This window comes from Nostoc sp., assembly GCF_036917135.1.
Lineage (GTDB): Bacteria > Cyanobacteriota > Cyanobacteriia > Cyanobacteriales > Nostocaceae > Nostoc.
Genome location: NZ_JBALEA010000087.1, coordinates 77,220 through 98,649, shown reverse-complemented (window position 1 = coordinate 98,649; position 21,430 = coordinate 77,220). Strand labels below are relative to the sequence as shown.

Annotated in this window: 19 protein-coding genes; 10 read left to right on the top strand and 9 right to left on the bottom strand. The window is 41.3% G+C overall.

The window, feature by feature from the left end:
- Positions 1–8 precede the first annotated feature (8 nt).
- Complete coding sequence (locus tag V7K50_RS27375; protein ID WP_334965655.1) at positions 9–587, top strand: Uma2 family endonuclease; 579 nt, start codon at positions 9–11, stop codon at positions 585–587.
- Here the strand turns inward: V7K50_RS27375 and V7K50_RS27370 are convergent.
- The gene (locus tag V7K50_RS27370) at positions 535–771 is read right to left on the bottom strand and encodes a hypothetical protein (RefSeq protein ID WP_334965653.1); all 237 of its coding nucleotides are present in this window, start codon (positions 769–771) and stop codon (positions 535–537) included. The two genes, V7K50_RS27375 and V7K50_RS27370, sit on opposite strands and share 53 nt — an antisense overlap.
- A gap of 84 nt (positions 772–855) precedes the next feature.
- Entirely contained in the window at positions 856–1,065 is a 210-nt protein-coding gene (locus V7K50_RS27365; RefSeq protein WP_334965651.1) for a hypothetical protein, read from the bottom strand.
- A 427-nt stretch (positions 1,066–1,492) separates the two neighbouring features.
- Here V7K50_RS27365 and trxA point away from each other — a divergent pair, with 427 nt between their 5' ends.
- Positions 1,493–1,831: a thioredoxin gene (gene trxA, locus V7K50_RS27360; protein WP_334800483.1), complete on the top strand. Its 339-nt coding sequence runs from the start codon at positions 1,493–1,495 to the stop codon at positions 1,829–1,831.
- A gap of 266 nt (positions 1,832–2,097) precedes the next feature.
- Here trxA and V7K50_RS27355 read toward each other — a convergent pair whose 3' ends face one another.
- On the bottom strand, positions 2,098–3,021 hold the full coding sequence (locus V7K50_RS27355) for a nucleoside hydrolase (protein WP_334965649.1): 924 nt from the start codon (positions 3,019–3,021) through the stop codon (positions 2,098–2,100).
- Between the two features lie 16 nt (positions 3,022–3,037).
- Between V7K50_RS27355 and V7K50_RS27350 the strand changes: the two genes are divergently transcribed.
- Entirely contained in the window at positions 3,038–3,469 is a 432-nt protein-coding gene (locus tag V7K50_RS27350; RefSeq protein ID WP_334965647.1) for a nucleoside deaminase, read from the top strand.
- Positions 3,470–3,617: 148 nt separating this feature from the next.
- Here V7K50_RS27350 and rbsK read toward each other — a convergent pair whose 3' ends face one another.
- The gene (rbsK, locus tag V7K50_RS27345) at positions 3,618–4,553 is read right to left on the bottom strand and encodes a ribokinase (RefSeq protein ID WP_334965645.1); all 936 of its coding nucleotides are present in this window, start codon (positions 4,551–4,553) and stop codon (positions 3,618–3,620) included.
- On the opposite strand from rbsK, the gene V7K50_RS27340 reads away from it, so the two are divergent.
- Together V7K50_RS27340 and V7K50_RS27335 are read left to right on the top strand one after the other, a co-directional pair.
- Positions 4,552–4,683, top strand: coding sequence for a hypothetical protein (locus V7K50_RS27340; RefSeq protein ID WP_334965643.1), 132 nt, complete (start codon positions 4,552–4,554; stop codon positions 4,681–4,683). The two genes, rbsK and V7K50_RS27340, sit on opposite strands and share 2 nt — an antisense overlap.
- Positions 4,684–4,882: 199 nt before the next feature.
- A complete protein-coding gene (locus V7K50_RS27335) occupies positions 4,883–6,166 on the top strand; it encodes a patatin-like phospholipase family protein (RefSeq protein ID WP_334965642.1) in 1,284 nt (427 codons plus the stop codon).
- A gap of 225 nt (positions 6,167–6,391) precedes the next feature.
- On the opposite strand, the gene V7K50_RS27330 is transcribed toward V7K50_RS27335, so the two are convergent.
- Both V7K50_RS27330 and V7K50_RS27325 read right to left on the bottom strand, forming a co-directional pair.
- The gene (locus tag V7K50_RS27330) at positions 6,392–7,375 is read right to left on the bottom strand and encodes a DNA-methyltransferase (RefSeq protein WP_334965640.1); all 984 of its coding nucleotides are present in this window, start codon (positions 7,373–7,375) and stop codon (positions 6,392–6,394) included.
- Between the two features lie 5 nt (positions 7,376–7,380).
- Positions 7,381–8,568 (bottom strand): cysteine desulfurase family protein, encoded by a 1,188-nt coding sequence (locus V7K50_RS27325; RefSeq protein WP_334965638.1) that lies wholly within the window; start codon positions 8,566–8,568, stop codon positions 7,381–7,383.
- A gap of 354 nt (positions 8,569–8,922) precedes the next feature.
- Here V7K50_RS27325 and V7K50_RS27320 point away from each other — a divergent pair, with 354 nt between their 5' ends.
- Positions 8,923–10,554 (top strand): DUF655 domain-containing protein, encoded by a 1,632-nt coding sequence (locus V7K50_RS27320; RefSeq protein WP_334965636.1) that lies wholly within the window; start codon positions 8,923–8,925, stop codon positions 10,552–10,554.
- A 232-nt stretch (positions 10,555–10,786) separates the two neighbouring features.
- Here V7K50_RS27320 and V7K50_RS27315 read toward each other — a convergent pair whose 3' ends face one another.
- The 3 genes from V7K50_RS27315 to V7K50_RS27305 form a co-directional block, all read right to left on the bottom strand.
- Positions 10,787–11,863, bottom strand: a complete 1,077-nt coding sequence (locus tag V7K50_RS27315; protein ID WP_334965634.1) for a glycosyltransferase family 4 protein — start codon at positions 11,861–11,863, stop codon at positions 10,787–10,789.
- Between the two features lie 546 nt (positions 11,864–12,409).
- Positions 12,410–15,085, bottom strand: coding sequence for a TonB-dependent siderophore receptor (locus V7K50_RS27310; protein WP_334965632.1), 2,676 nt, complete (start codon positions 15,083–15,085; stop codon positions 12,410–12,412).
- Between the two features lie 271 nt (positions 15,086–15,356).
- Entirely contained in the window at positions 15,357–16,352 is a 996-nt protein-coding gene (locus V7K50_RS27305; protein ID WP_334965630.1) for a helix-turn-helix transcriptional regulator, read from the bottom strand.
- Between the two features lie 127 nt (positions 16,353–16,479).
- On the opposite strand from V7K50_RS27305, the gene V7K50_RS27300 reads away from it, so the two are divergent.
- From V7K50_RS27300 to V7K50_RS27285, 4 genes are all read left to right on the top strand, one after another.
- On the top strand, positions 16,480–16,647 hold the full coding sequence (locus V7K50_RS27300) for a hypothetical protein (RefSeq protein WP_334965628.1): 168 nt from the start codon (positions 16,480–16,482) through the stop codon (positions 16,645–16,647).
- Between the two features lie 79 nt (positions 16,648–16,726).
- Positions 16,727–17,536 (top strand): ABC transporter permease, encoded by an 810-nt coding sequence (locus V7K50_RS27295; RefSeq protein ID WP_334965626.1) that lies wholly within the window; start codon positions 16,727–16,729, stop codon positions 17,534–17,536.
- A gap of 425 nt (positions 17,537–17,961) precedes the next feature.
- On the top strand, positions 17,962–18,213 hold the full coding sequence (locus V7K50_RS27290; protein ID WP_334965624.1) for a hypothetical protein: 252 nt from the start codon (positions 17,962–17,964) through the stop codon (positions 18,211–18,213).
- Positions 18,214–18,723: 510 nt separating this feature from the next.
- Positions 18,724–21,123 carry a beta strand repeat-containing protein gene (locus V7K50_RS27285; RefSeq protein ID WP_334965622.1) on the top strand — a complete coding sequence of 800 codons (2,400 nt, stop codon included), beginning with the start codon at positions 18,724–18,726 and terminating at the stop codon, positions 21,121–21,123.
- Positions 21,124–21,430 lie beyond the last annotated feature (307 nt).

Genomic DNA, 21,430 nt, shown 5'->3' with positions numbered 1-21,430 from the left:
ATTCAGCCATGATACTCCAAGCCAAAAATCAATTAACTTTGCAAGAGTTCCTAAATCTTCCACCAGGCGAAGGAGACATAACCTACGAACTTGTTGATGGTAAAGTAATTCCTAAGATGTCACCAAAATTTTTTCACGCAAAACTTACCCGCGTCTTTCTCAATTTGATTGAGCAGTGGTGTGAGGGGAAAGGAGAAGTTTGCCCCGAATGGGCTGTTTCATTAACCCGTCGGGGGCGAGATTGGATGCCAATACCGGATATTTTATATATTTCTAATGAGCATTTACCCGCTAACTGGGACGAAGATGAAGCTTGTCCTGTTCCTCCTGATTTGGTGATTGAGATTATTTCGCCCGGACAAACTTTTGGACAAATGGCGGCTAAAGCCAAAGACTACTTAGATGCTAAGGTGCTGCGGGTGTGGGTATTAGATAGTAAAGCCAGAAGTATCACTGTTTTTTATCCAGATGCAGCGCCACAAACTTATATGGGAGAAGAATTATTGACAGATTCTTTATTTCAGGGATTGGAATTTACTGTTGAACAGGTGTTTCAAAAGGCGAAAATACCATTAGATACCGAATAGCACACTTTTTGACTTTTGCATCTAGCGATCGCTCCTCAATAACACCTCGGGCAAATTTGGGAAATTGTCGATGAGATTTCAGAAGCCGGCAATGGCATTCTAACCCCGCCAGCGCATTGCCTTTCGAGAATAATGCGATCGCTCGACAGTCACAGCCCAAGACGAAAGCACCGTCATTTACCATCTAGAAGCTCTCAAGCAAGAAGCATCACAGCAATGGCAAAAAGTCAATATTTTGGCGCTGCCTACCACGGGAGAATTCACAATCTTAATCGTCTAGCAAACTCATCAACGCCTGAATTTCAACGTCTTGCGGCTCTGACAATTGACGCTGTAAGTTTAATAATTGATTCTGTAATGCTTCTGCCACATGGATCATATGAGATTCTTGGGCAATTTTTAGCTGACTTTCTTTAATTTTGACTTGTTTCAGCAAGTTGTTATCAACATGAATTGAATTGTAATGTTGAGCAATCATAGCTTTACATTTGTTATCAATCTATGGAGTGCAGTTAAATTTATCACCTATGCATTATTCCACACTTTTTTGATTTTTTAAATATCTGGTGATTTAATCTTGAACCCTCGTAGTCTTTACGGGTATGGTGTTCCTTTGATCAAGAGAATGACTATTGAGGTTTCCATGCCTTGAAAGTGTGAGATTTTTCAAATATATAGGTTTGTGGGGCGCGATCGCGATCGCATAACGTAACGCCAGTTACTACAAGGCACTGCCTCACCTACGTAGAAAAGTTGTCGGTTAGTGACATCTACACTAGTCAGCAAAAGTCAGTTGCGGGGGTTTCCCAATCTAGGTGAGTGGTGAATCTAACAGCCAGAAGGGAGTATAGTTTGTATAGTTAGCTTGTTACTGAAATTTTAGTTTGACACTAAGGAATTAAAAAATGTCTACTGATACTCATATAGTTGCTTACGTTGAAGAAAGTGAATTTGATGTTGTTTTAAATGGAAGTGAAGAGAAAGTCGTTGTTGTTGATTTTACTGCTACTTGGTGTGGTCCCTGTCGCCTGATCAGTCCTTTAATGGAGCAACTTGCCCAGGAATATAAAGGTCGCGCCAAAGTAGTTAAGGTAGACGTTGACAGCAACAAGCCGATTTTCAAAAAATTCGGTCTTCGCAGTATTCCGGCGGTTTTAATTTTCAAAGATGGTATTTTAGCAGAGACCATCGTGGGAGTTTCTCCTTACGAAGACTTTAGCAGCGCTGTTCAGAAGCTTCTTTAGCAATTCGTAATAGACATCTGGTGAAAAAGAAAGAATGTAGAGACGTAGCACTGCTACGTCTCTACAAGGATTCTGGGTAACGCATATTTAGTTTCTGGAGATGTCTAATGTTCCCAGCCTGGAGGCAGCGATATTGCAGATGTGGCTACCTTTCTCGCTTCATCTGAAAGCCGTTGCTTGACCGATCAATACCTTGATGTTACTTGCGGGTCGCATCTTTAGCGGCTAGCGCGATCTGTAAACGGATTGCTGCCTCCTTCACTTATTTACCTTGCCCATTGCTGCAAAATGTAAGCATAAAAAGCCTCTTTATCTACTTTATCCATCGCCGAAATTTTCCGACCACTAGGAACTACTTTAGTACGCCCCTGACTAAGGCCAGTGGTAATAATTTCTGTTTCCCATTGGCGCAATTCATAGAATTCTGGATGTCCCAGATAAGCCGTTGCCAAGACATCCCAAAAATAATAATCTTGGGGAATAACTAGTGCATAACATTGTCCCGCTAAATCCGAGATGGGATAGTGGCGTTGTCGTCCCATTTTTTGCACTAATTCTGATGTGACTGGGACATTGTTAGTCAAATCCAAAGGACACATAATAATTTCAATTTGGGTTTGCCATACCCGCGCTGCTGAAACTGCGTCCCAATAAACATTCCATTCGGCGGAACCGTCTTGTCCTGCTTCCAGACTTTTTTCCACATTCCCACCAACATTCAACGCTCCCCCCATCCACACAATCTTGTGAATCTTTGCTTCAATGTCTGGTGCTTTATCCAAAGCTACTGCAACGGTGGTCAACGGCCCAGTTACCATCAACGTTACGGGGTCTAATGCGTCACGTAACACCTGGATCATAAAATCTTGACCTGTTTCGGCAACCAGAGGCGTAGCGATGCTTTCCCTTTGATTGAGAATGGGGAGATGGTCAACGATAAACGAATCACGGCGATAGAGAGTAGGAAATGGATTAATACCGCGCACAGTGCTTTCTGCAACCGAGATATGAGAAAATCCCATCAAATCTATAATTTTACGTGTGGCGCTAACAGCCGGTTGAACGTAGCAATCTGCTGGAGTGACGACAACACCAAGGAGTTCAATATGATCCATCGTCAACAGCAGCATAGTTGCTAGATAATCATCTACACCGCCATCGTGATCCATTAATACAAGTTGTTTTGTCATAAAAGGAGATATTAATATGGATGAGTTTATGGAAGCTGCAATTCAAGAAGCAAAACAAGGCAGACAAGAAGGTGGGATTCCCATTGGTTCGGTTCTCGTCAAGGATGGCAAAATTCTCGGCAGAGGACACAATAAACGTGTGCAAGACGCCGATCCTGTTACCCACGCCGAAATCGATTGTCTCCGCAATGCTGGAAGAGTCGGCAGCTATAGAGGTACAACACTTTATTCAACCTTAATGCCGTGTTACCTGTGCGCTGGGGCAGTAGTACAATTTGGCATTAAAAAAGTCATCGCCGGAGAATCGAGAACTTTTCCTGGTGCTAAAGAATTTATGGTATCTCACGGTGTGGAAGTAATTGATCTTAATCTTGACGAATGCGAACAAATGATGAGTGAGTTTATTGAAACTAATTCTGAACTTTGGAATGAAGATATTGGGAAATAGGGATTGGGGATTGGGTATTGGGTATTGGGGACTGGGTATTGGGTATTAACGTAAGAGTTGTTTTCCAGTCCCCAGTCCCTAGTCCCTAGTCCCTAGTCCCTAGTCCCTAGTCCCTAGTCCCTAGTCCCTAGTCCCTAGTCCCCAGTCCCTAGTCCCTAGTCCCCAATCCCCTTTCCTGAAGAAATGCATCAAATGTAAACCTATCCGGTAGCGAAGTTTGTGCGCCTGATTTTGTTGCCGCTAAAGCACCGGCGGCGGCACCCCAAACCACTGCTTGATGTAAAGAAAGTCCTTCAAAAAGTGCCGCCGCTAAACCGCCATTGAAAGCATCACCTGCGGCTACTGTGTCAAGCACATTAACCCGAAATGCGGGTACAAAAAACTTTTCCTCAGCCGTGGCACAAAAAACACCCTTAGCACCCAGTTTGACGATCGCACATTTCACACCACGTTGTAACAAAACCGCAGCTGCTTTGGCTGCTTGTTCCTCTCCATCCACTGTAAAACCCACCAACTGGGCTGCTTCAACTTCATTGGGTGTAATAATATCTACTAATGTGTACAGTTTATCTGGTAAGTTAGATTGTGCTGGTGCGGGGTCGAGAATTACTTTGATGTTTGCAGCTTTTGCGGCTTTAGCAGCAGCAACCACGGCAGTAATCGGAATTTCTAGTTGTAAAAGTAGTGCTGTAGCTTCTGGTAATAAGTGGGATAATCGCTCTACATCTTCTTGATTGACGCGCCCATTTGCACCAGGAATGACGACGATTTGATTTTCACCAGTATGACTCACGGTGATAATGGCGACTCCAGAACTAACAGTTTCATCTACAAAAATGTTATCAATCTGCACACCAGATGTTTGCAAATTGTTAACAAGTTCCGTACCAAAATCGTCTGCACCTACACGCCCAACTATCTGGGTAGGAATTCCCAATTTTGCTAATGCTACAGCTTGATTGGCTCCTTTACCTCCCGAAACTTTAAAAAATTCTTCTCCTAGCAACGTTTCTCCTGCAACTGGCAACCGAGGTGTTGTTGCTACCAAGTCTATATTGATGCTGCCGAAGACGATAATACTCATGATGCTGATTTCTATTGAGCTTAAAGTTATTTTGATTGATATTACAGGATGCGATCGCAAACTGCATAAATATCGCACTTACTCAAGAACTTGCACAAGAATTGCGATGTCTACGACGGGCTACGCCTAGGCTGTTGACTAGCCCACAAGACTTTATGCAAAATCTGTGTTTTTTGTTTTGGCGTAAAAATTGCTGTTGCAGGCGCTTTCACACTTGCTTCTCCTTTTCGACAGTCGCCGGAAAATTTTTCACTCTCCTTGGAATTTCTCACCAATAACTGGGAACCATACAACTATCGTTCTAATCGCTGTCTTATTAGGAGTAGGTTATGACATTCAAAATTCTCAGTTTAGATGGTGGTGGAATTCGTGGTGTAGTTTCGGTACAAATGCTCAAAGAGGTTGAAAGGCAAATCAGAGAAACTTACGACTTAGAGTTACACCAATACTTTGACATGATTACCGGTACTTCTACTGGTTCGATTATTGCTGCGGGACTGGCGAAAGGCTTAAACACCACTAGACTGCTAGAACTATATCAAAATAAAGCCAAACAAATCTTTCCGCAGCCAGCGAATTTTGAAAAACCCTGGCGATTTGTCAGAGATCTATTTTCACCCAAATATTCTCATGATGGATTAGAGAAAGCGCTTGAAGATGAATCTGTTTTGGGTAAGACTAAAATTGGCGAAATTACCAATACTATATTGTTGATTCTCGCCTATGATATGCGTTATCGCAACACAACTTTTTTCACCAATTTACATCCAGATTTGGGCGCTCGCTGGTATGATGAACTTCCACTCAAGGATATATGTATTAGTTCGTCATCAGCGCCCACTTTCTTCCCACCACGCGAGTTAAAAGCATCTAACGAAGAGAAATTTGGTAACTGGTCATTCCCTCACATTGATGGTGGAGTTTCTGCTAATAATCCATCCTTGGCAGCAATTAGTCAAGCTTTAAAAGTGAGTCGTTCTTATCGTGGTCTCTCGCCAGAAGATCAGAGTAAATATAATTTAAAGGATCTCAAACTAGAGGATATTTCCGTACTTTCTATCGGTACGGGTAGAAGCGCGAACCCATTTGAATATGGAAAAATAAAAAAATGGAACAAATTAAGCTGGGTAGAACGACTTGTGGACGTGTTCATGGAGCCAACAGGTGAAATAAATGCTACGATTTGTCAAAATATCCTTGGAGGTCACAAGTCAGGGCACTACCTCCGATTGGATTTTGATTTGAATGAGAGATACCAAATCTCGGCAAGTGAAGATGAAAATGGAAATGAAAAGTATAAAATCACTCGTACTCTCATAGAAAAAAAAGAGGAGAGGAAAAATAAGTATTTAGTTGAAGCTGTAAAGGAAAACCTCAAAGAATACAAGGATTATGAGAATAATACGCGTGTGAATGAAGACATTGATGATCCCACAGATAGAAATATTACCACTTTGATTGCTGCGGCTCAAGCCTTCGTTGATTATGGTCTGATTTTTGAGTCTAGAGTATATGGTTCTGGACCTCAAGTAAAAGACGCAATTCAACAATTTCTAAAAGGTAATCCTGTTACTCATACAACTACGAACCAGCCCGAGGCGCTACTAGTCTAACATCGTTGCTAGGTAACTCTAGCAATCCTGAATCATTTGTGAAAAACAAGATATCCGACTTATTTTAGAAGTCGGATATCTGCGACTTACAATTCTCAAAAATCAAATCAGATTGCGATAAAAACAGAATTTGTTTTTAGGCGATCGCAGCAAAAGTTGCCTCACTGTTAAAAGACTCCTATTTGATTTTTGAAACACACTTAGGTTGCCCACTAAAATTCGCTGTTAGCCTCTGCAAAACTTGCTTAGTACAACACCAGATTGTGGACAGGTAGCAAGAATCGGAAGTTTACAGATATCTTCAGGGTAGGGTGCAAAATGAAGTTTCCGTTTTTGAGTATCTTCTGGCAAAATATCCCAGACATCGCTAGGTTTACTACCATTTGGGTGATATTTGAGAAAATAGAAGCCGCGTTCAGTAAGTTCACGCGCTCGTCCAGAAACCTTTGTTGAATCGGAGTGCGTAGTTCGTTGCTGACCGCGAATAATCATGCGAAAGTCAGATAATTTACCTAGTCGCACTTCCTGTAATATTTCACCAAGAGCCTTCAGAGCATTTGTACGTTCCAAATCACTAAGCGCTGTAGATAATTCAATTTGCCGACGATAGCGTACACCAGAAACGCCTGTTGCAGAAACTACGGAACCATTGACAATTTTGGCTTGTCTTGGCTTCGAGCGAATTGCATCAACATCGTAAAAATAGCGGTCTGTCTTTACAAAATGGAAAACAGGTTCATACACATTTCGGAGTTTGTCTTTTGCATTATCAGGTGCGCCTTTTACTTTATTCCAAATGACGCTATTGCGAAGAATCCAACCTTGTTTATCGCTCATTGCTAGTGCAACTCTCCAGGGTATACCAATCAGAGATTTACGCTGATATGTATCTCCGAGATTTAACCAAAAAGAGCCACTGGGTTTAAGAATTCGCTTTACTTCACAGAAGATTCTAAGCAAGTTATTGATATAGTCTTCCCACTTGTCTTCAAGACCAATTCCTCCATTAATGTAAGCTCTTTGTCCCCAATAGGGAGGAGATGTGATTACACAATCGATACAATCAGCAGGAAATAACTTTAGTAGGGCATAACTGTCAGCCTGTAAGAACAGTGGTGTGCGATTTGATGAAGTGAGGTAATCCTTAACAGTACCTATATCCTTCAGAAGCTCTTTCTCCTCAATCATCGGAACACCTAGCGAATTCATCCTAATTACTTTACTCGAATTTGAAGGAGCTGTTGCTTTAATGATTCGCTTGTTAGCCTTTGCAAAACTTGCTTCAACACCATCACTGTCCAATCTATATCAGCTTCAGTCGTATCACGCCCCAATGTGATGCGAATTCCGCCCAAAGCCGCTTTTTCGGAATAACCCATCGCTAATAATATTGGGCTAGGGCTAAGTTTACCACTGTGACAGGCAGCACCCGCACTGATGCCAATCCCAGCAAGATTTAGTTGTCGTACCAAAGTTTTACCGCTAAGTTTTTTTCCGTCGGCGTTTTCTAAGCACATACTTACATGGTGAGGCAAACGATCGCAGCTATCACCTGTAGGAATTAAACCCGGAATCTCCGCTAATTGGGCAAAGGCGCGATCGCGTAACTCAATTAACCGTGGTATTTCTGTAGCCAATTCTTGAGCTGCTAATTCTGCTGCTACACCAAATCCGGCAATTATCGGTACTGCTTGCGTACCAGAACGCAGTCCCATTTCTTGTCCACCGCCACTAATTAAGGGCAATAATTCTACACCAGGACGCACATATAGCGCCCCTGCACCTTGTGGCCCATATATTTTATGACTGGAAAGGCTAAGTAAGTCTACAGGAAGTTGTTGCACATCTATAGGTAAGCGTCCCGCAGCTTGAACCGCATCTGTATGGAACAAAGCACCATGCGAACGCACTATTTTACCCAGTTCTGCGATCGGTTGCACTGTCCCTACTTCACTTTGACCGTAAATTATAGAAACCAACACTGTATTATGTCGCAACGCCGCCTTTAAATCCAAGGGATTAACTCTGCCTTTAACATCTACAGACAAGCGCGTAACTTCCCAACCCCACATTTCTAGCAACCTTACTGTCTCAGAAATTGCGGAATGCTCAACGCTGGATATAATTAGATGTTGAGGAACAGCATACAACCGAGCCACACCCATAATTGCGAGATTATTTGCTTCAGTACCACCAGATGTAAAGATTATTGATGCTGGATCGACAGCGTTAATTAAACCAGCAACTTGGACTCTGGCTTGTTCTACAACCGTTGCTGCTCGTTGTCCCCACTCATGTAAGCTGGAAGGATTGCCCCACTGTTGAGTGAGGACTGTTTGCATAACTGCGATCGCTTCTTTTCGAGTTGGTGTAGTGGCGCTGTAATCTAGATAAATTTGCATAAAACCGATAATAGTGAGAACACACGCTAGTAATAAACTGCTGAACTTGTCAGCATATACAGTTGGAGTGGACAAATCAGGAAAAATCTCTGTAATTCTGCATGGATTTTTCCCTTTACTTTGAAAGTTATTTCTCTGCTTAATTCAGAACCCAAAATTTTGGGAATTATAAATATAGCGGTTCTCAATTGGGTGCAGTAGAGTTTTAACCTCACTTCTATTGAAGGGTAGAGGCTTTGAGTCTTACTCCCCTTCCCTTGTAGGGAAGGGGTTGGGGGTTAGGTTTTGTATTTAACTTAAGTGAAAACCGCCTTATATCTATATCCACTCCCAATCTACTTTTAACAGATTACAGTGCAACTTATCTCTAGACAAAGATATTTTTTATATATCTTTTTACTCATATTCTCCCTCGCTGGTTGTCAACGAGTCCAGTCCTTCAATCAGCGTCTAGCACCCTTACCACAAGATCCGTTAGTTCAAGTTTACTTTAACCATTCTGAGTCTTCAGAATACCAAGAAGCTTACCGTCAGCAAACTCGCCTTGGGGATGATTTAGAAAAACAGATTGTCGATGCTATTACCCACGCTAAATCTACAGTAGATGTGGCGGTGCAAGAATTACGTTTACCCAGAGTTGCCCAAGCATTGGTTGATAGACAAAAAGCTGGGGTAAAAGTCAGAATCATTTTAGAAAATATCTATAGCCGACCTTGGAGTAGCTTAACATCTACTGAAGTAGATAAGTTAGATAAAAGAGAACGGGAACGCTATAACGAATCTCGCCAATTTATCGATATTAACCAAGATAATCAACTCAGTCCAGCAGAAATCAATCAAAGAGATGCTTTGATGATTTTGCAAAATGCCAAAATTCCCTGGCTGGACGATCAAGCAGATGGTTCAGCAGGTAGCAGTTTGATGCATCACAAATTTGTGATTGTGGACAATCGCGTTGTAATTATCACTTCGGCTAATTTTACATTAAGTGATACTTCTGGCGATTTTACAAATCTCAGTAGTTTAGGAAATGCCAATAACTTATTGCAGATTGACAGCCCAGAATTAGCATCTTTATTTACAGAAGAGTTTAACATTATGTGGGGGGATGGGCCAGGAGGTCAACCAGATAGTCGATTTGGTTTAAAAAAACCGATGCGTTTACCTAAAAAAATAACTTTGGGTAATACCAAAATTACTGTGCAATTTTCGCCTACTTCTCCAACTCAACCTTGGAGTAACAGTAGCAATGGTTTAATTGGCAAAACTTTAGATTCAGCAACAAAATCTACTGATTTGGCGTTATTTGTATTTTCCGAACAGCGTCTTGCCAATATTTTAGAAAAACGCCATCAACAAAGTGTGGAAATTCGCGCTTTAATTGAACCACAATTTGCCTATCGTCCTTATAGCGAAGCATTAGATATGATGGGGGTTGCTCTTAGTAATAAATGTAAATATGAAATTGACAACCATCCTTGGGCAAATCCAATTACTACCGTAGGTGTACCTGTGTTACCCAAAGGTGATTTATTGCATCACAAATTTGGTGTGATTGATAGTCAAACAGTAATTACAGGTTCTCATAATTGGTCAGATGCTGCCAATAATGGTAACGATGAGACGCTGGTAGTAATTGAAAATCCTCTAGTTGCTGCCCATTATGTACGAGAATTTGCTCGTCTTTATGCAAAAGTTAAACCAGGTTTACCACCAGCAATTCAAGAAAAAATTAAATTAGAACAAACACGGTGTCCCCAGATAAAAACTTCTTCATCAACTGAACTTCAAGCAATTCAAAAAGTAAATATTAACACCGCAGGTTTAGAAGAATTAGCAACTCTCCCCGGTGTGGGTAAGAAGTTAGCACAGCGAATAATAATTAGCCGTGAAAAGCAAAAGTTTACATCTTTACAAGACTTAGAACGAGTTCCAGGAGTGAGTGCTAAGATGTTGGGAAAATGGAGCGATCGCATAACTTGGTAGGTATCCCTCATTCCCTAACCCCGAATCCCATGTTGGGATTCAGGAAACTAGAGAATTTTCTCCCCTCTCCCAATATTGGGAGAGGCGCTGGGGGTGAGGGCAAAACTCATACAGTCAGAAGATTTCAGATGAAGTTGACAGTAATGACATCTGTGCATCCCTAGGATGGTCTGTATTCTACCTAGTTAAAAATAATGTAAGATTACACAAATGGGATATTTAAATGCGATCGCTAGCTAGCTAAATCAACCAAACTGCGAAAATGCCCATTCTGAGAAAATCGTTCTGCGATTATTTGTTGATAAACCGCCTCATAGCCATCAGTCATGTGCTTAACGCTGAAAAGGTTTTCGACATACTGACGACAGGCATAGCGATCTAACTCTGTGACGCGATCGATAGCACTGATGCACTCTTCAATATTATTGCAGAGGAAACCCGTCTTGCCGTGAGAAATTACCTCCTCAGTAGACCCCAATTTCATCGCAATCACTGGCGTACCTGAAGCCATTGACTCTACCATCACCAAACCAAAGGGTTCACGCCAAGTGATGGGGAACAGAGTTGCTACTGCACCTCCCATCAGGGCATTTTTTTGAGCATGGTTGGCTTCACCCAGATATTCAATTTGCTCCCCGTCAATATGTGGTTTAATTTCCTTCTCAAAGTATTCCACATCAACGACATCGATCTTACCTGCCATTTTTAAATGCCAGCCAGCTTTTTTGGCAATTTCTATCGCTAAGTGCGCTCCCTTCTCTGGAGACATCCGACCTAAAAACGCTAAGTAAGGAGGATCTTGTGGTTGGGAGTGAAACTGATAACTGCTAACATCAATCCCGTTGTAAACCGTTGCTAGACAGTTCAACCCTAACCTTGGTTCTCGTTGTGCATCAGAAATATTGACGTAGGGTTGTTTTTTAGCAAAACTAAACATCTTTTCGTTGTCAGGGGTAAAAATACCGTGCAACGTGTGAACTGTAGGGGTTTTGACAAGATTCGCGTAAGCCAGTGCCCCATGCCCAATATGAGAGTGAATAATATCAAACTCTTCTGCACGTTCATAAACTGAAGCTATATTCAGCATCTCGTAAATGCCATAATCTTTGATTGTGCCATCGAGTCTAAGGGCACGGGGATGAACTGACGTTAGTTTTCCCAGGCTAATAGAATCTCCCGATGCAAATAAAGTTACTTCATGTCCGCGTCGGACTAATTCATCGGTCAGCAAGCCCACTACTAACTCGACACCACCATAAGCTGGAGGTGGAACTCTTTCCCACAGTGGAGCTATTTGAGCAATTCGCATTATAAACCTCCGAAAAAATAAAACTTGAATTAGAAGTTTTTTCTTTCTGTTGCTGTAGTGCTTATAATTGATTCACTCTGCATCAGAAAGGAACTTCAGATAGTAGACTTATTAACAATTACCTCCAAATCTTATGCTGTTACTTCTATATTTTGTATCTATCATAGTACGGAAGTTACCCACTCCTAAAGAGGTAAATACATTCAATTTATTAATTGTTGGTGATTTGGTACAATTTTAAATATAGGTTTTTTTGTAAATCTATATTTCCCATAATCTCCAAAAACTGCCTTTAAATGGTGATAAATGGCGAAAAAGGTCTATTGCTGCCTCTCAATTATTTTATTTACAAATGTTAATTAAAAAATAAGTGGGTAGACATTTTTTGGGCGGCTTTCCGTACTCTAAAGGATAACCTGTAGCCGTCTAAAGGGTAGATTTTCGTAAAATAGGGTGGTTTGAAATCAGAAGTGGCAATTTTTCTTAGGGACTGACAAGAAATAAATTATGGCAAGTTATTCAGCCGATTGCCCACAGGAAAGCCAGTTAAAACTCCCAAGTGATAGAACCGATGATTGTAAAGGGCGCACCTGTTTTAACCCTTGCTCTGACTCCATTGCTGTCAGTGAAATATTCCGTATCAAATAGATTACGGATATTGATGGCAGCCTTTAAAGCATCTCTACGGTAGTAAATCGCTGCATCGGTACGCAAGTAATCGGGGAGTTCAAATGAGTTATCTAAATCTCCCGCCCGCGTACCCACATAAAACAGCCCCATACCAAATCCGAAACCCTTGAAATCGCCATTTTGGAGTTCATATGTTGTCCAAAGGCTAGCTTGATTCTTTGGTACATCCTCCAATCTATTGCCAATAGTAGGAGAGTCAGAGTTATCCTCGGTGACTTCTGCATTGGTATAAGCATAAGAAGCGATCGCCTTCCACCCTGGTAAAATCTCACCTGTAATATCCAACTCAATCCCCCGACTTCTTTGCTCTCCTACCTGAATAAAGAAATCAGGGTTAAGGTTATTGGGATCGTCTGTGACAATATTCGTCTTGGTGACTTGATAGACTGCCAATGTTGTCGAAAGTCTGTTTTCTAGAAAATCAGCTTTAATGCCCACTTCATATTGGCTTCCTTTGGTTGGCTCAAACTGGCTACCATCACCGTTAAATCCCTGGTTAGGGTTAAAAGATTGACTGTAACTGGTGTAGAGAGAAACAGATTTGCTGGGCTGATACACCAACCCGATTCGCGGGCTGAACGCACTATCATTCTGTTCTGGCCCGTCTGTGCCACTCTTTTGTGAAATCCAATCAAAACGCCCGCCAATCAGTAACTTCAGGTTATCTTGAAAGCTAATCTGATCCTGAAGGTAGAACCCATAAGATTGAATAGTCCCAAAGTTACTATAAGTATAAAGAGTATTAAGTGGCTTGGGAATATTGTAGTTTGGGTTGAAGACATCTAGAGCAGGCACAGAAAGAATAATGGGATTATAAATTTGCACAGAGCGGTTGACATCAAAGCCTAACAGAACTTGGTGTGGAATCGAGCCTGTATTAAACTTACCAAGCAAGTCGATCTGTCCAAAATAGTTGTCTGTCATGTAGTTACGTCTTGCAGCATATTGCTGTAAGAAACGATCATCCACTAGATTTGTTCCTACCGTATACTCCTCGATGGCGTTAGCAGCAGTTATAGAAAAATTATTACGGAGCTGCCAGTTATCGCTAAACTTGTGGTTTAGCGTGTAGCCATATCTTTGAGTGGTATAATGTTGACCATCAAGAGGATAACTTAAGTAACGACTTCGAGGCAGCTTGAAGGTATTATCGCTGAAAAGAGTAGTGAAAGTCTCAGGAATACCATTGAATTGAGTAGATTCATAATATAGATTTAGGTCTGTCCGATTTCCCAATTTCCAAGTGATTGAGGGTGCGATCGTGGTCAAATGTGAGGTGACAAAATCTTGAAACCCGTTTGAACTTTGATAGCTGGCGTTTAAGCGATAGAGCAGGGTTTTATCGTCATTCAATGGCCCTGAAAAATCAATACTGGGCTGATAAAATTCACGGTTTCCGGCCTCAAATGCAAGATTGTAATAGGGTTCACTGAGGGGTTGTTTGGTGATAACGTTGATGATTCCACCGGGTTCTACTGCTCCAAACAAAACCGAGGCAGGCCCTTTCAAAACTTCCACTCGCTCAATTGTCCCAATTGGTGTCAGACCATAGCTACCTACATCTCGATAGCCATTTCGGAAATTTCCTCCTTGTTCAAATCCTCTGATAATATAGGTTCCTGAGGGTGCGTTAAAATTGGTATCTGCACTGGAAACGCCACTAACTGTTTCCACTGCCTCGGTCACAGTTTTCACATTGCGATCTTCTAGCACCTGTCGCGGTATAACCTGAATCGATTGGGGAATATCGCGCAAAGGGGTGTCTGTTGTTGTTGCAGTTGTAGCATCCTGCACGCGATACCCATCTTGCTCACCCGTCACCACCAACTCAATCGGCTCGTCCTGCTGTGCTGTTGGCTTTTCGGTTTCATTCGTTGGTTTCTGTGATGTTTGGGGTGGCTGCGATCGCTCTGTCGCTGTTACAGCAGAAGCTATACCAAAAACCAGACCTGCATTATCATCAAATAACTCAACCGTGGGTAAAGCCTTTTCACCTACCACCGTCACTCGGACAGTGTTTGCATCAATATTAGTTACCTTTACCTCAGTAATTCCCGCAAGCGGTTTCTCAGAACGAAACGTAAAAGCCTCGCCCGATGCTAAACGCAACTGCCCGCCAGATAGATCGGCAATAAAATTATTACCCGTACTGCGATTTGTTAGTTGCAGTTGAGTCCCTTGAGTCGTCTGTAAAATTATCTCCACACCTTGAACAGTGGGATTTGCTTTAACTCCCGCAATTTGTACTATTTCTGAAGTTGGTGTTATTTGTGGTGTGGGCGACTGTACTAGTAACGGTTGGGCATTGGTAATAGGGGGTTCGACTTCCCTGAGTTGTCGAATTATAGGAGAATTGCGGTTGCTCCTCCCAACTTTCAAAAGGGGAGTAAGGTTGCTGGGAACAGGGGAATCTACATTGCTTTCTGATTTAACCTGTGCTGATGCAGGCGCGATCGCTAAAGTATTTAAGTATCCTGATAGACTCAGTGCCAGCCACAACTGAAAACCGCTATATAACCACCAACTTTTCATCACGACTCCTCAAACACCAGCTTGCTTAACCTAACTCTATTGACACTATTTGCAACAATCATCTCAAAAAGCAGAGATTAGTCATCCAAAAAGTTGAATGACTAAAAACTTAATTCCCTGCTACAGGGAATTAAACTACTCAGCTTTTATTGAATATGCACACAAGCCCAGAATTTAAAAAAATCTGGTTTATTGCAAATTATTTTTATTCTTTAATGAGAGTGATTATAAAGACAAGCCGGCTGTTGAGTCTATGGCAAAAACGGCATCGTCAGTCTGAAACGGACTTTTTACTTGATAAACATTCACTCGGTATGATACCGAATCTACGTTTAAAAGCAGACGCAAAGCGCCCTTGCTCACAATAACCGACTTGGTGGGCAACCTCGGCAACGGTGATGTTTCCCTGACGTAATAAATTTTCTGCCCACTCCATACGCTTATCTGTCAGGTAACGAAATACTGTTGTGCCGAAGAGTTCCTGAAATCCGCGTCGGAGAGTGCGATCGCTAATTCCTACTTGTTGAGCTAATTCTACTAATAAGGGTGGATTTTCTAAATGAGAGTGCAAAATTTCTCTAGCGTGATGAATTCTGGCAATAGTTCCTGACTTTAATCTTGGTGATGGTTGCAATCCCTCTTGATGCGACAAAATCGGGGTTAGTTGCAATGTCATCAATTCCAAAACCTTCGCTTGCAAATACATCCGCTTAGTTATCCCGTAGTAAGGACAATTAATCATTTGTTGCACTACACCTTGGATAGCTGGTGTAATTTCTGGGTAAATTAAACTTTGCCAATCATCACCCTGTGCTAAAAAACGCAACTGGGGCAAAATTTCCCCATCTGTTGTCGGGAAAAAAGTTCTCAATACATCAGGCGACATCTGAATATCCACACCCACGCGTCGGGTTTGAGGAATTTTAAGGGACATTTCACGTTGGATACCACTACCAGAGATACAACTGTATCCTTCTCCAACTTTTCCTCCGTATTGATCTATTGTGCTGCCTGAAAGCAAAACGCCAAATTGCAAGGGGTGTTCGCATTCGGTACATCCGATAATGACATCATCATGATATTTATAGTCCATAATGGCTAGCGAAATTTCCGGATGTACTTCAATACTACGAGAACCACCTTTGCCTAATTTCTTAGGCATTTCATAAGTAAATTCAAAGGGTTCTGAGCTAGTATCACATTCAACACTCTGGGCAACCTCATCCCATAGTTGCTCTTCTTCCTCGGCTGTCATGGTAATGGTCATAGCTAGCAAGTGGTAAAGTTAATGCTAATAATTAGCAATAACTTTACAGCAACTAGGGCAAGTTTTCATGAAAATGTAAGGCTTTAGGGAGCCGCCAGAGCGATCGCTTGTCTTAGTTAGATTATTTGTGATTGCGAACAATTTCCAAGCGATGTCTACGATGGGCTATGACGCTCGTTACGCTAAAGCGTCTCCCCTTCTCCCAAAGGGAGAGGCTAACGCCAAGGGAGAAGACTCGCTAACGCAACTCTTGGAGACGCTACCCGAACGCTATCGGAGTCACGCACAAAGGTAGATTTTTGATTAGTCAAAATATTGACTTATTACACAAAATATGATATTTTGTATTTCTATCAATAAAATTACATATAAACGTGAATATCTCTCCATCTCTCAAAAAACCGCGTGTCTCATGGCAGGCGGTTTTCTCAGTGCTGATGTTTGTGTTCATGTACCTGCCCATACTGGTACTTGGCTTTTATAGCTTCAATCAGTCGCCCTACAGTGCAACTTGGCAAGGATTCACTCTCGATTGGTATCGCAAGTTATTCAGTGACGATCGCATCTTATCAGCTTTGCAAAATAGTATGATCGTTGCTGGTTGTGCTGTGGCAATTTCAGCAGTGCTGGGAACCTTGATGGCGGTTGGGTTAGCGCGTTACGATTTTTTTGGTAAGAAATTGTATCGGGGTGTTGCTTACCTACCATTGATTATTCCTGATATTGCGATCGCAGTGGCTACCCTAGTATGTCTAGCGGCCTTTGCAATCCCTTTGAGTTTATGGACAATAGTTGCAGCCCATATCGTCTTTTGTCTCGCCTACGTCGGACTTGTGGTTGCTTCCCGACTGACTAATTTAGATCCCCACTTAGAAGAAGCAGCCCTAGATTTAGGCGCTACACCAACGCAAGCCTTCATCAAAGTATTGCTACCTCAATTAATGCCTGGGATTATAGCTGGTTGTCTCTTGGCTTTTGTCCTCAGCTTAGATGACTTTCTCATTGCCAGTTTTACGGCTGGTAGCGGTTATAACACCCTGCCAATGGAGATTTTTAGCCGGATTAGAGCTGGAGTTAAGCCTGATATCAATGCACTCAGTGTAATGTTAATTTCAGTATCTGCGATCGTTGCTCTTGTAGCTGAATTAATTCACGTTTCTGGAGAGAATAAAAGTTTCAAATAATGTTAAGCTAAAAAACATTTAATTTGCATAATCGAATTAACCATTCGGCTTCGCTCAGGGTAAAATATAACTCTTGTGGGGTGGGCATCCTGCCTGCCCAGTATATGCAATTTAAATGGGGAACAGCTTATAACCCTCAGTTTATCTTAACCAAACCATATTTGAGAGTTAAAAATCAAGGGTCAAAAATTAATATTTTAGTATTTATATTAATTCTTTAAAATCCGGCAACAATACTGCGTAGGTTTTGGTGCATGGTCATTGGATATCCCCCTTTTTAAGCTGACTTTTCACGGTATGTGGAAAAGGTCATTTTGATGGCTTCCCAAGCCCTGATTTATCCGTTAGCTATTTTCATTAACTCAGAGTTATTGAGAATTAGCCTGTGGAAAAAGCCACACTTTTTGGGGGCTTGAGGACTTCCCGTGAAAAGTCAGCTTTTTAAGGGGAAAAATAAGGCGTTCTTAGCCCATCTTTTTAAGCATGGTTGGGGGTCGCTGGCTCTTAAACGAGCAGTATTAAATCCAGTAAGACTTAAAATTAAGCAAATTTACAGTGGTCAAATATTAGGATTTATAAAGACAATCAAGTATATAAAGTTCAATACCAAATCAGCCAAACATTGTTGGCTTTTCATAAAAATTGATGAAGTTACTTTCAATCAAACTTATGAATAATCTGCTGTTGAAAGTAAAAATCCAATATTTAGTTTCTCTTCGTCCACCTAATTATCAAATTGTGGATTAATTGTATGTACTGGATTAACAACCCATCAAGTTTTAGGGGATTTTTGTTGTGAGTTATTACATAAAAAGATAAAGGAAATTCATTTATCTATCTATTTTTGGATTGATTCTATCGTAGCTTTTGCATGATTGCTACTCCTAAAAATAGTACCACATAGTGTAAACAAATCTAGCATTTCAATTAAGCAAAAATGGACAGACTAACAAGGGTATTAAACCCCTTATTAAAGTACAAAAACTTCTGTCATACTGTACCAGCAACATTTAAAACTCATATATTGCACCATTCTTAATATCTGGAGAGTGGGCAGTGCTTACAAATCAAAAATCAGGATTTGAGCCAATAGTAAGTAGTGTCAAGTCTCCAGAAAGTGTTTTAAAACAACTGGTGCAAGATATTAGACAACGAAAATTAAAGAACTGAAAATCAGGTCATAAATCATGAAACCATCACGTAACTTTTCCGCTCACAAACTCTATCACTACCGTTTTTTATTAGCAGCAGCAGTTTCTTTAGGAGGCTCATTTACATTAGCAATGCCTTCTCTCGCCGATGGTACAACTGCTGGTACTACCATCGATAACACTGCAACTGCTGAATATAATTACGTGAATAATTTGGGAGTAAATGTTCTTAATAAAGCTAGTTCCAATACTGTAACAATCACCGTAGCAGAGACAGCAGGTATTACAGTTAATTCTCAAGGCATGACAGATACAACAGGTGGTACTGTTGTTGCTAACGATTTGCTGTACTACGATTTTTTGATTAGTAATTTAGGTAACGATCCGACCCGTTTCTTTATTCCAGGTACAGCTACTATTACAGGGTCAGCAACAGCTGGCACAATCACCGCAGATTTAAATGGCGACGGTACATTTGAAACTACTATTCCCAACACTGGTTTTACCACTGGTTCCATTCCTGTCGGTGGAACCGTCAAAGTACGTGTTCCTGTCACAGTTAATCTTGCAGCAACGCCGGGTTCGACTATTTCAGTCTTACTAGGTAATACAGGCCCCAACGATAATACTAGTATTACCCAGAACCAACCTGATAGTCCTGATGGTTCAAACGCTACAGAAGTCCGCACCGTTGATAATTTAGATGCAACAGCAGGAGAAACGGCTGGGATACCGTTGAATGGGGAAAGAGAAGCCAGTGGTATCCAAACAACTACTATTGGTGCAACTTCACAAGCCTTTGCTAAAGTCTTAAAAGTTCGTTCTGCCTACTTAGATCCCGGTACACCCAAAAACCTGAATGATGATAAGTTGACCTACGATTTGAGTCTAAAAGTTGACTCCACAAGTCCCACCGGTAGTACAGGATTAACCCCAGGAAATTTGGTAGGTACGAATATTAGTGTAGATGGGTTGGTTGGGGCCAAAATTTTGGTATCTGATGCCATTCCCGTAAATACTCATTTAGCGAGTGTCGTTACTCCTCCTACAGGTTGGACTGTTGTTTACACTGTGATACCTACAACAGTGACGGCAAACAATGCCCTTTGGACTAGTATTGTGCCAGTTGATTTAACGTTAGTAACTCGTGTTGGATTTGTTTACTCTGGAACTCTCACCTCGGGCACAACAGTCAATGGCTTATCTTTCCAAGTCGTGACAAATGGAATTCTAACTTCTACAGCCACCATTTCTAATATTGCTCAAAGCTTTGGTCAAACTCAAGGTGATGTACTTAATAAGCTAGTTTATGATGAGTCGGGTGACCAAAACCCTAGCAACTTTAATGATGATGGTACTATTGGTTCAAATGTTCCGACTAATGGGGTAGCCAATGTTGCTACTCAAGGGGCAGATACCAGTAATAACAACACAGGTCAAGGGGCTGGGGGTGAAGTTAACACCTTTACGATGACTGCCCAAACTTCGATTTTGAACGGCCCCAACCTCTTCCCTAATGCTGTGGGGCCAACTAATAATAATGATGATTTTTCAAACCAATCAGCGATCGTTCCCCTCTATCTAGCACCAGGTTCTACCATCGATCCTAGCCCTGTCAGCTTCTTTAATACTATACTAAACCCCGATCCAACGTTGTTGAGCAATGTCTTATTAGTACCAGTTGTTCCAACCAATCCTAGTGACTTACCATCAGGTACAACTGTAACATTGATCTCTGGAGTCAATATTGCCACTTACACATACAATGGCACTGACTTCACTTTGACTTCTGGCTTAGGAATTGTCCTACCAACCCTCAATAATATCCCAGTTGCTTACACCGTAACTATAAATTTACCTGGAGGAACACCTCTCTCAACAGATACAAATAAAGCTTTTCCTGTGACAATTAAAGCTTTTGTGGATAGCAATAATGATGGAGCCTTTAACTCTGGAGAAACTTCCAATAATACGATTGACCAAGTTTATACAGGTTTCTTGAAACTTGTAAAAGAATCTCGGATTTTACAAGGAACTGGGTCTGCTGTTGCTGCGAGTGATAGCACTTTTAGCACAACCACTAAAAAGCCTGGTATAGGCAACATCATTGAGTATCGAATTACTTACACCAATATTTCATCCGCTCCCATCGGCTCAAATAACGCTATCCTCAATGCAACTGGAATTATTATTACTGAAAATGGTAATTCCACTAATAATAACTGGGCGAAAGATAATGATGGCAATGGAAAGGTTGATACCAGTCATGTATTTAATACTGCAACTGATTCTGCCGGAATTGTAACTTATCTAAATGTAGGAGCAGCGATAACAGATGCAATAGGTGTTGATATCACCACCTATTTAGACACAATTGCTGGGCCACTTCAGCCTGGACAGTCTGGAACATTTAGTTTCCAACGTAAAGTCAACTAGCTCAGATCCCCGACTTCTTGAAGAAGTCGGGGATCTTTTTGTTGGTAGTATTGGGTTTAAATCCCATTATGTAATTCTCTTAAATTTTGAATTGTTGAATTGGTTCTTTGCGAACTTTTTTGGATAGTGAATAGCAGCTATATTAAAGTACAGGGGTGTGTTACAGCAAGCCTAGTCTACTAATATCAGCTTAAATTCTCTTATGTAACTATTTTAAATTTTTAATTCTTAATCACCCTTATGCCCTCGTGTGAAAGATAGTTTTAAGCACATGAATAAATTTCCGTGTTCGCTTCTCTACATCACG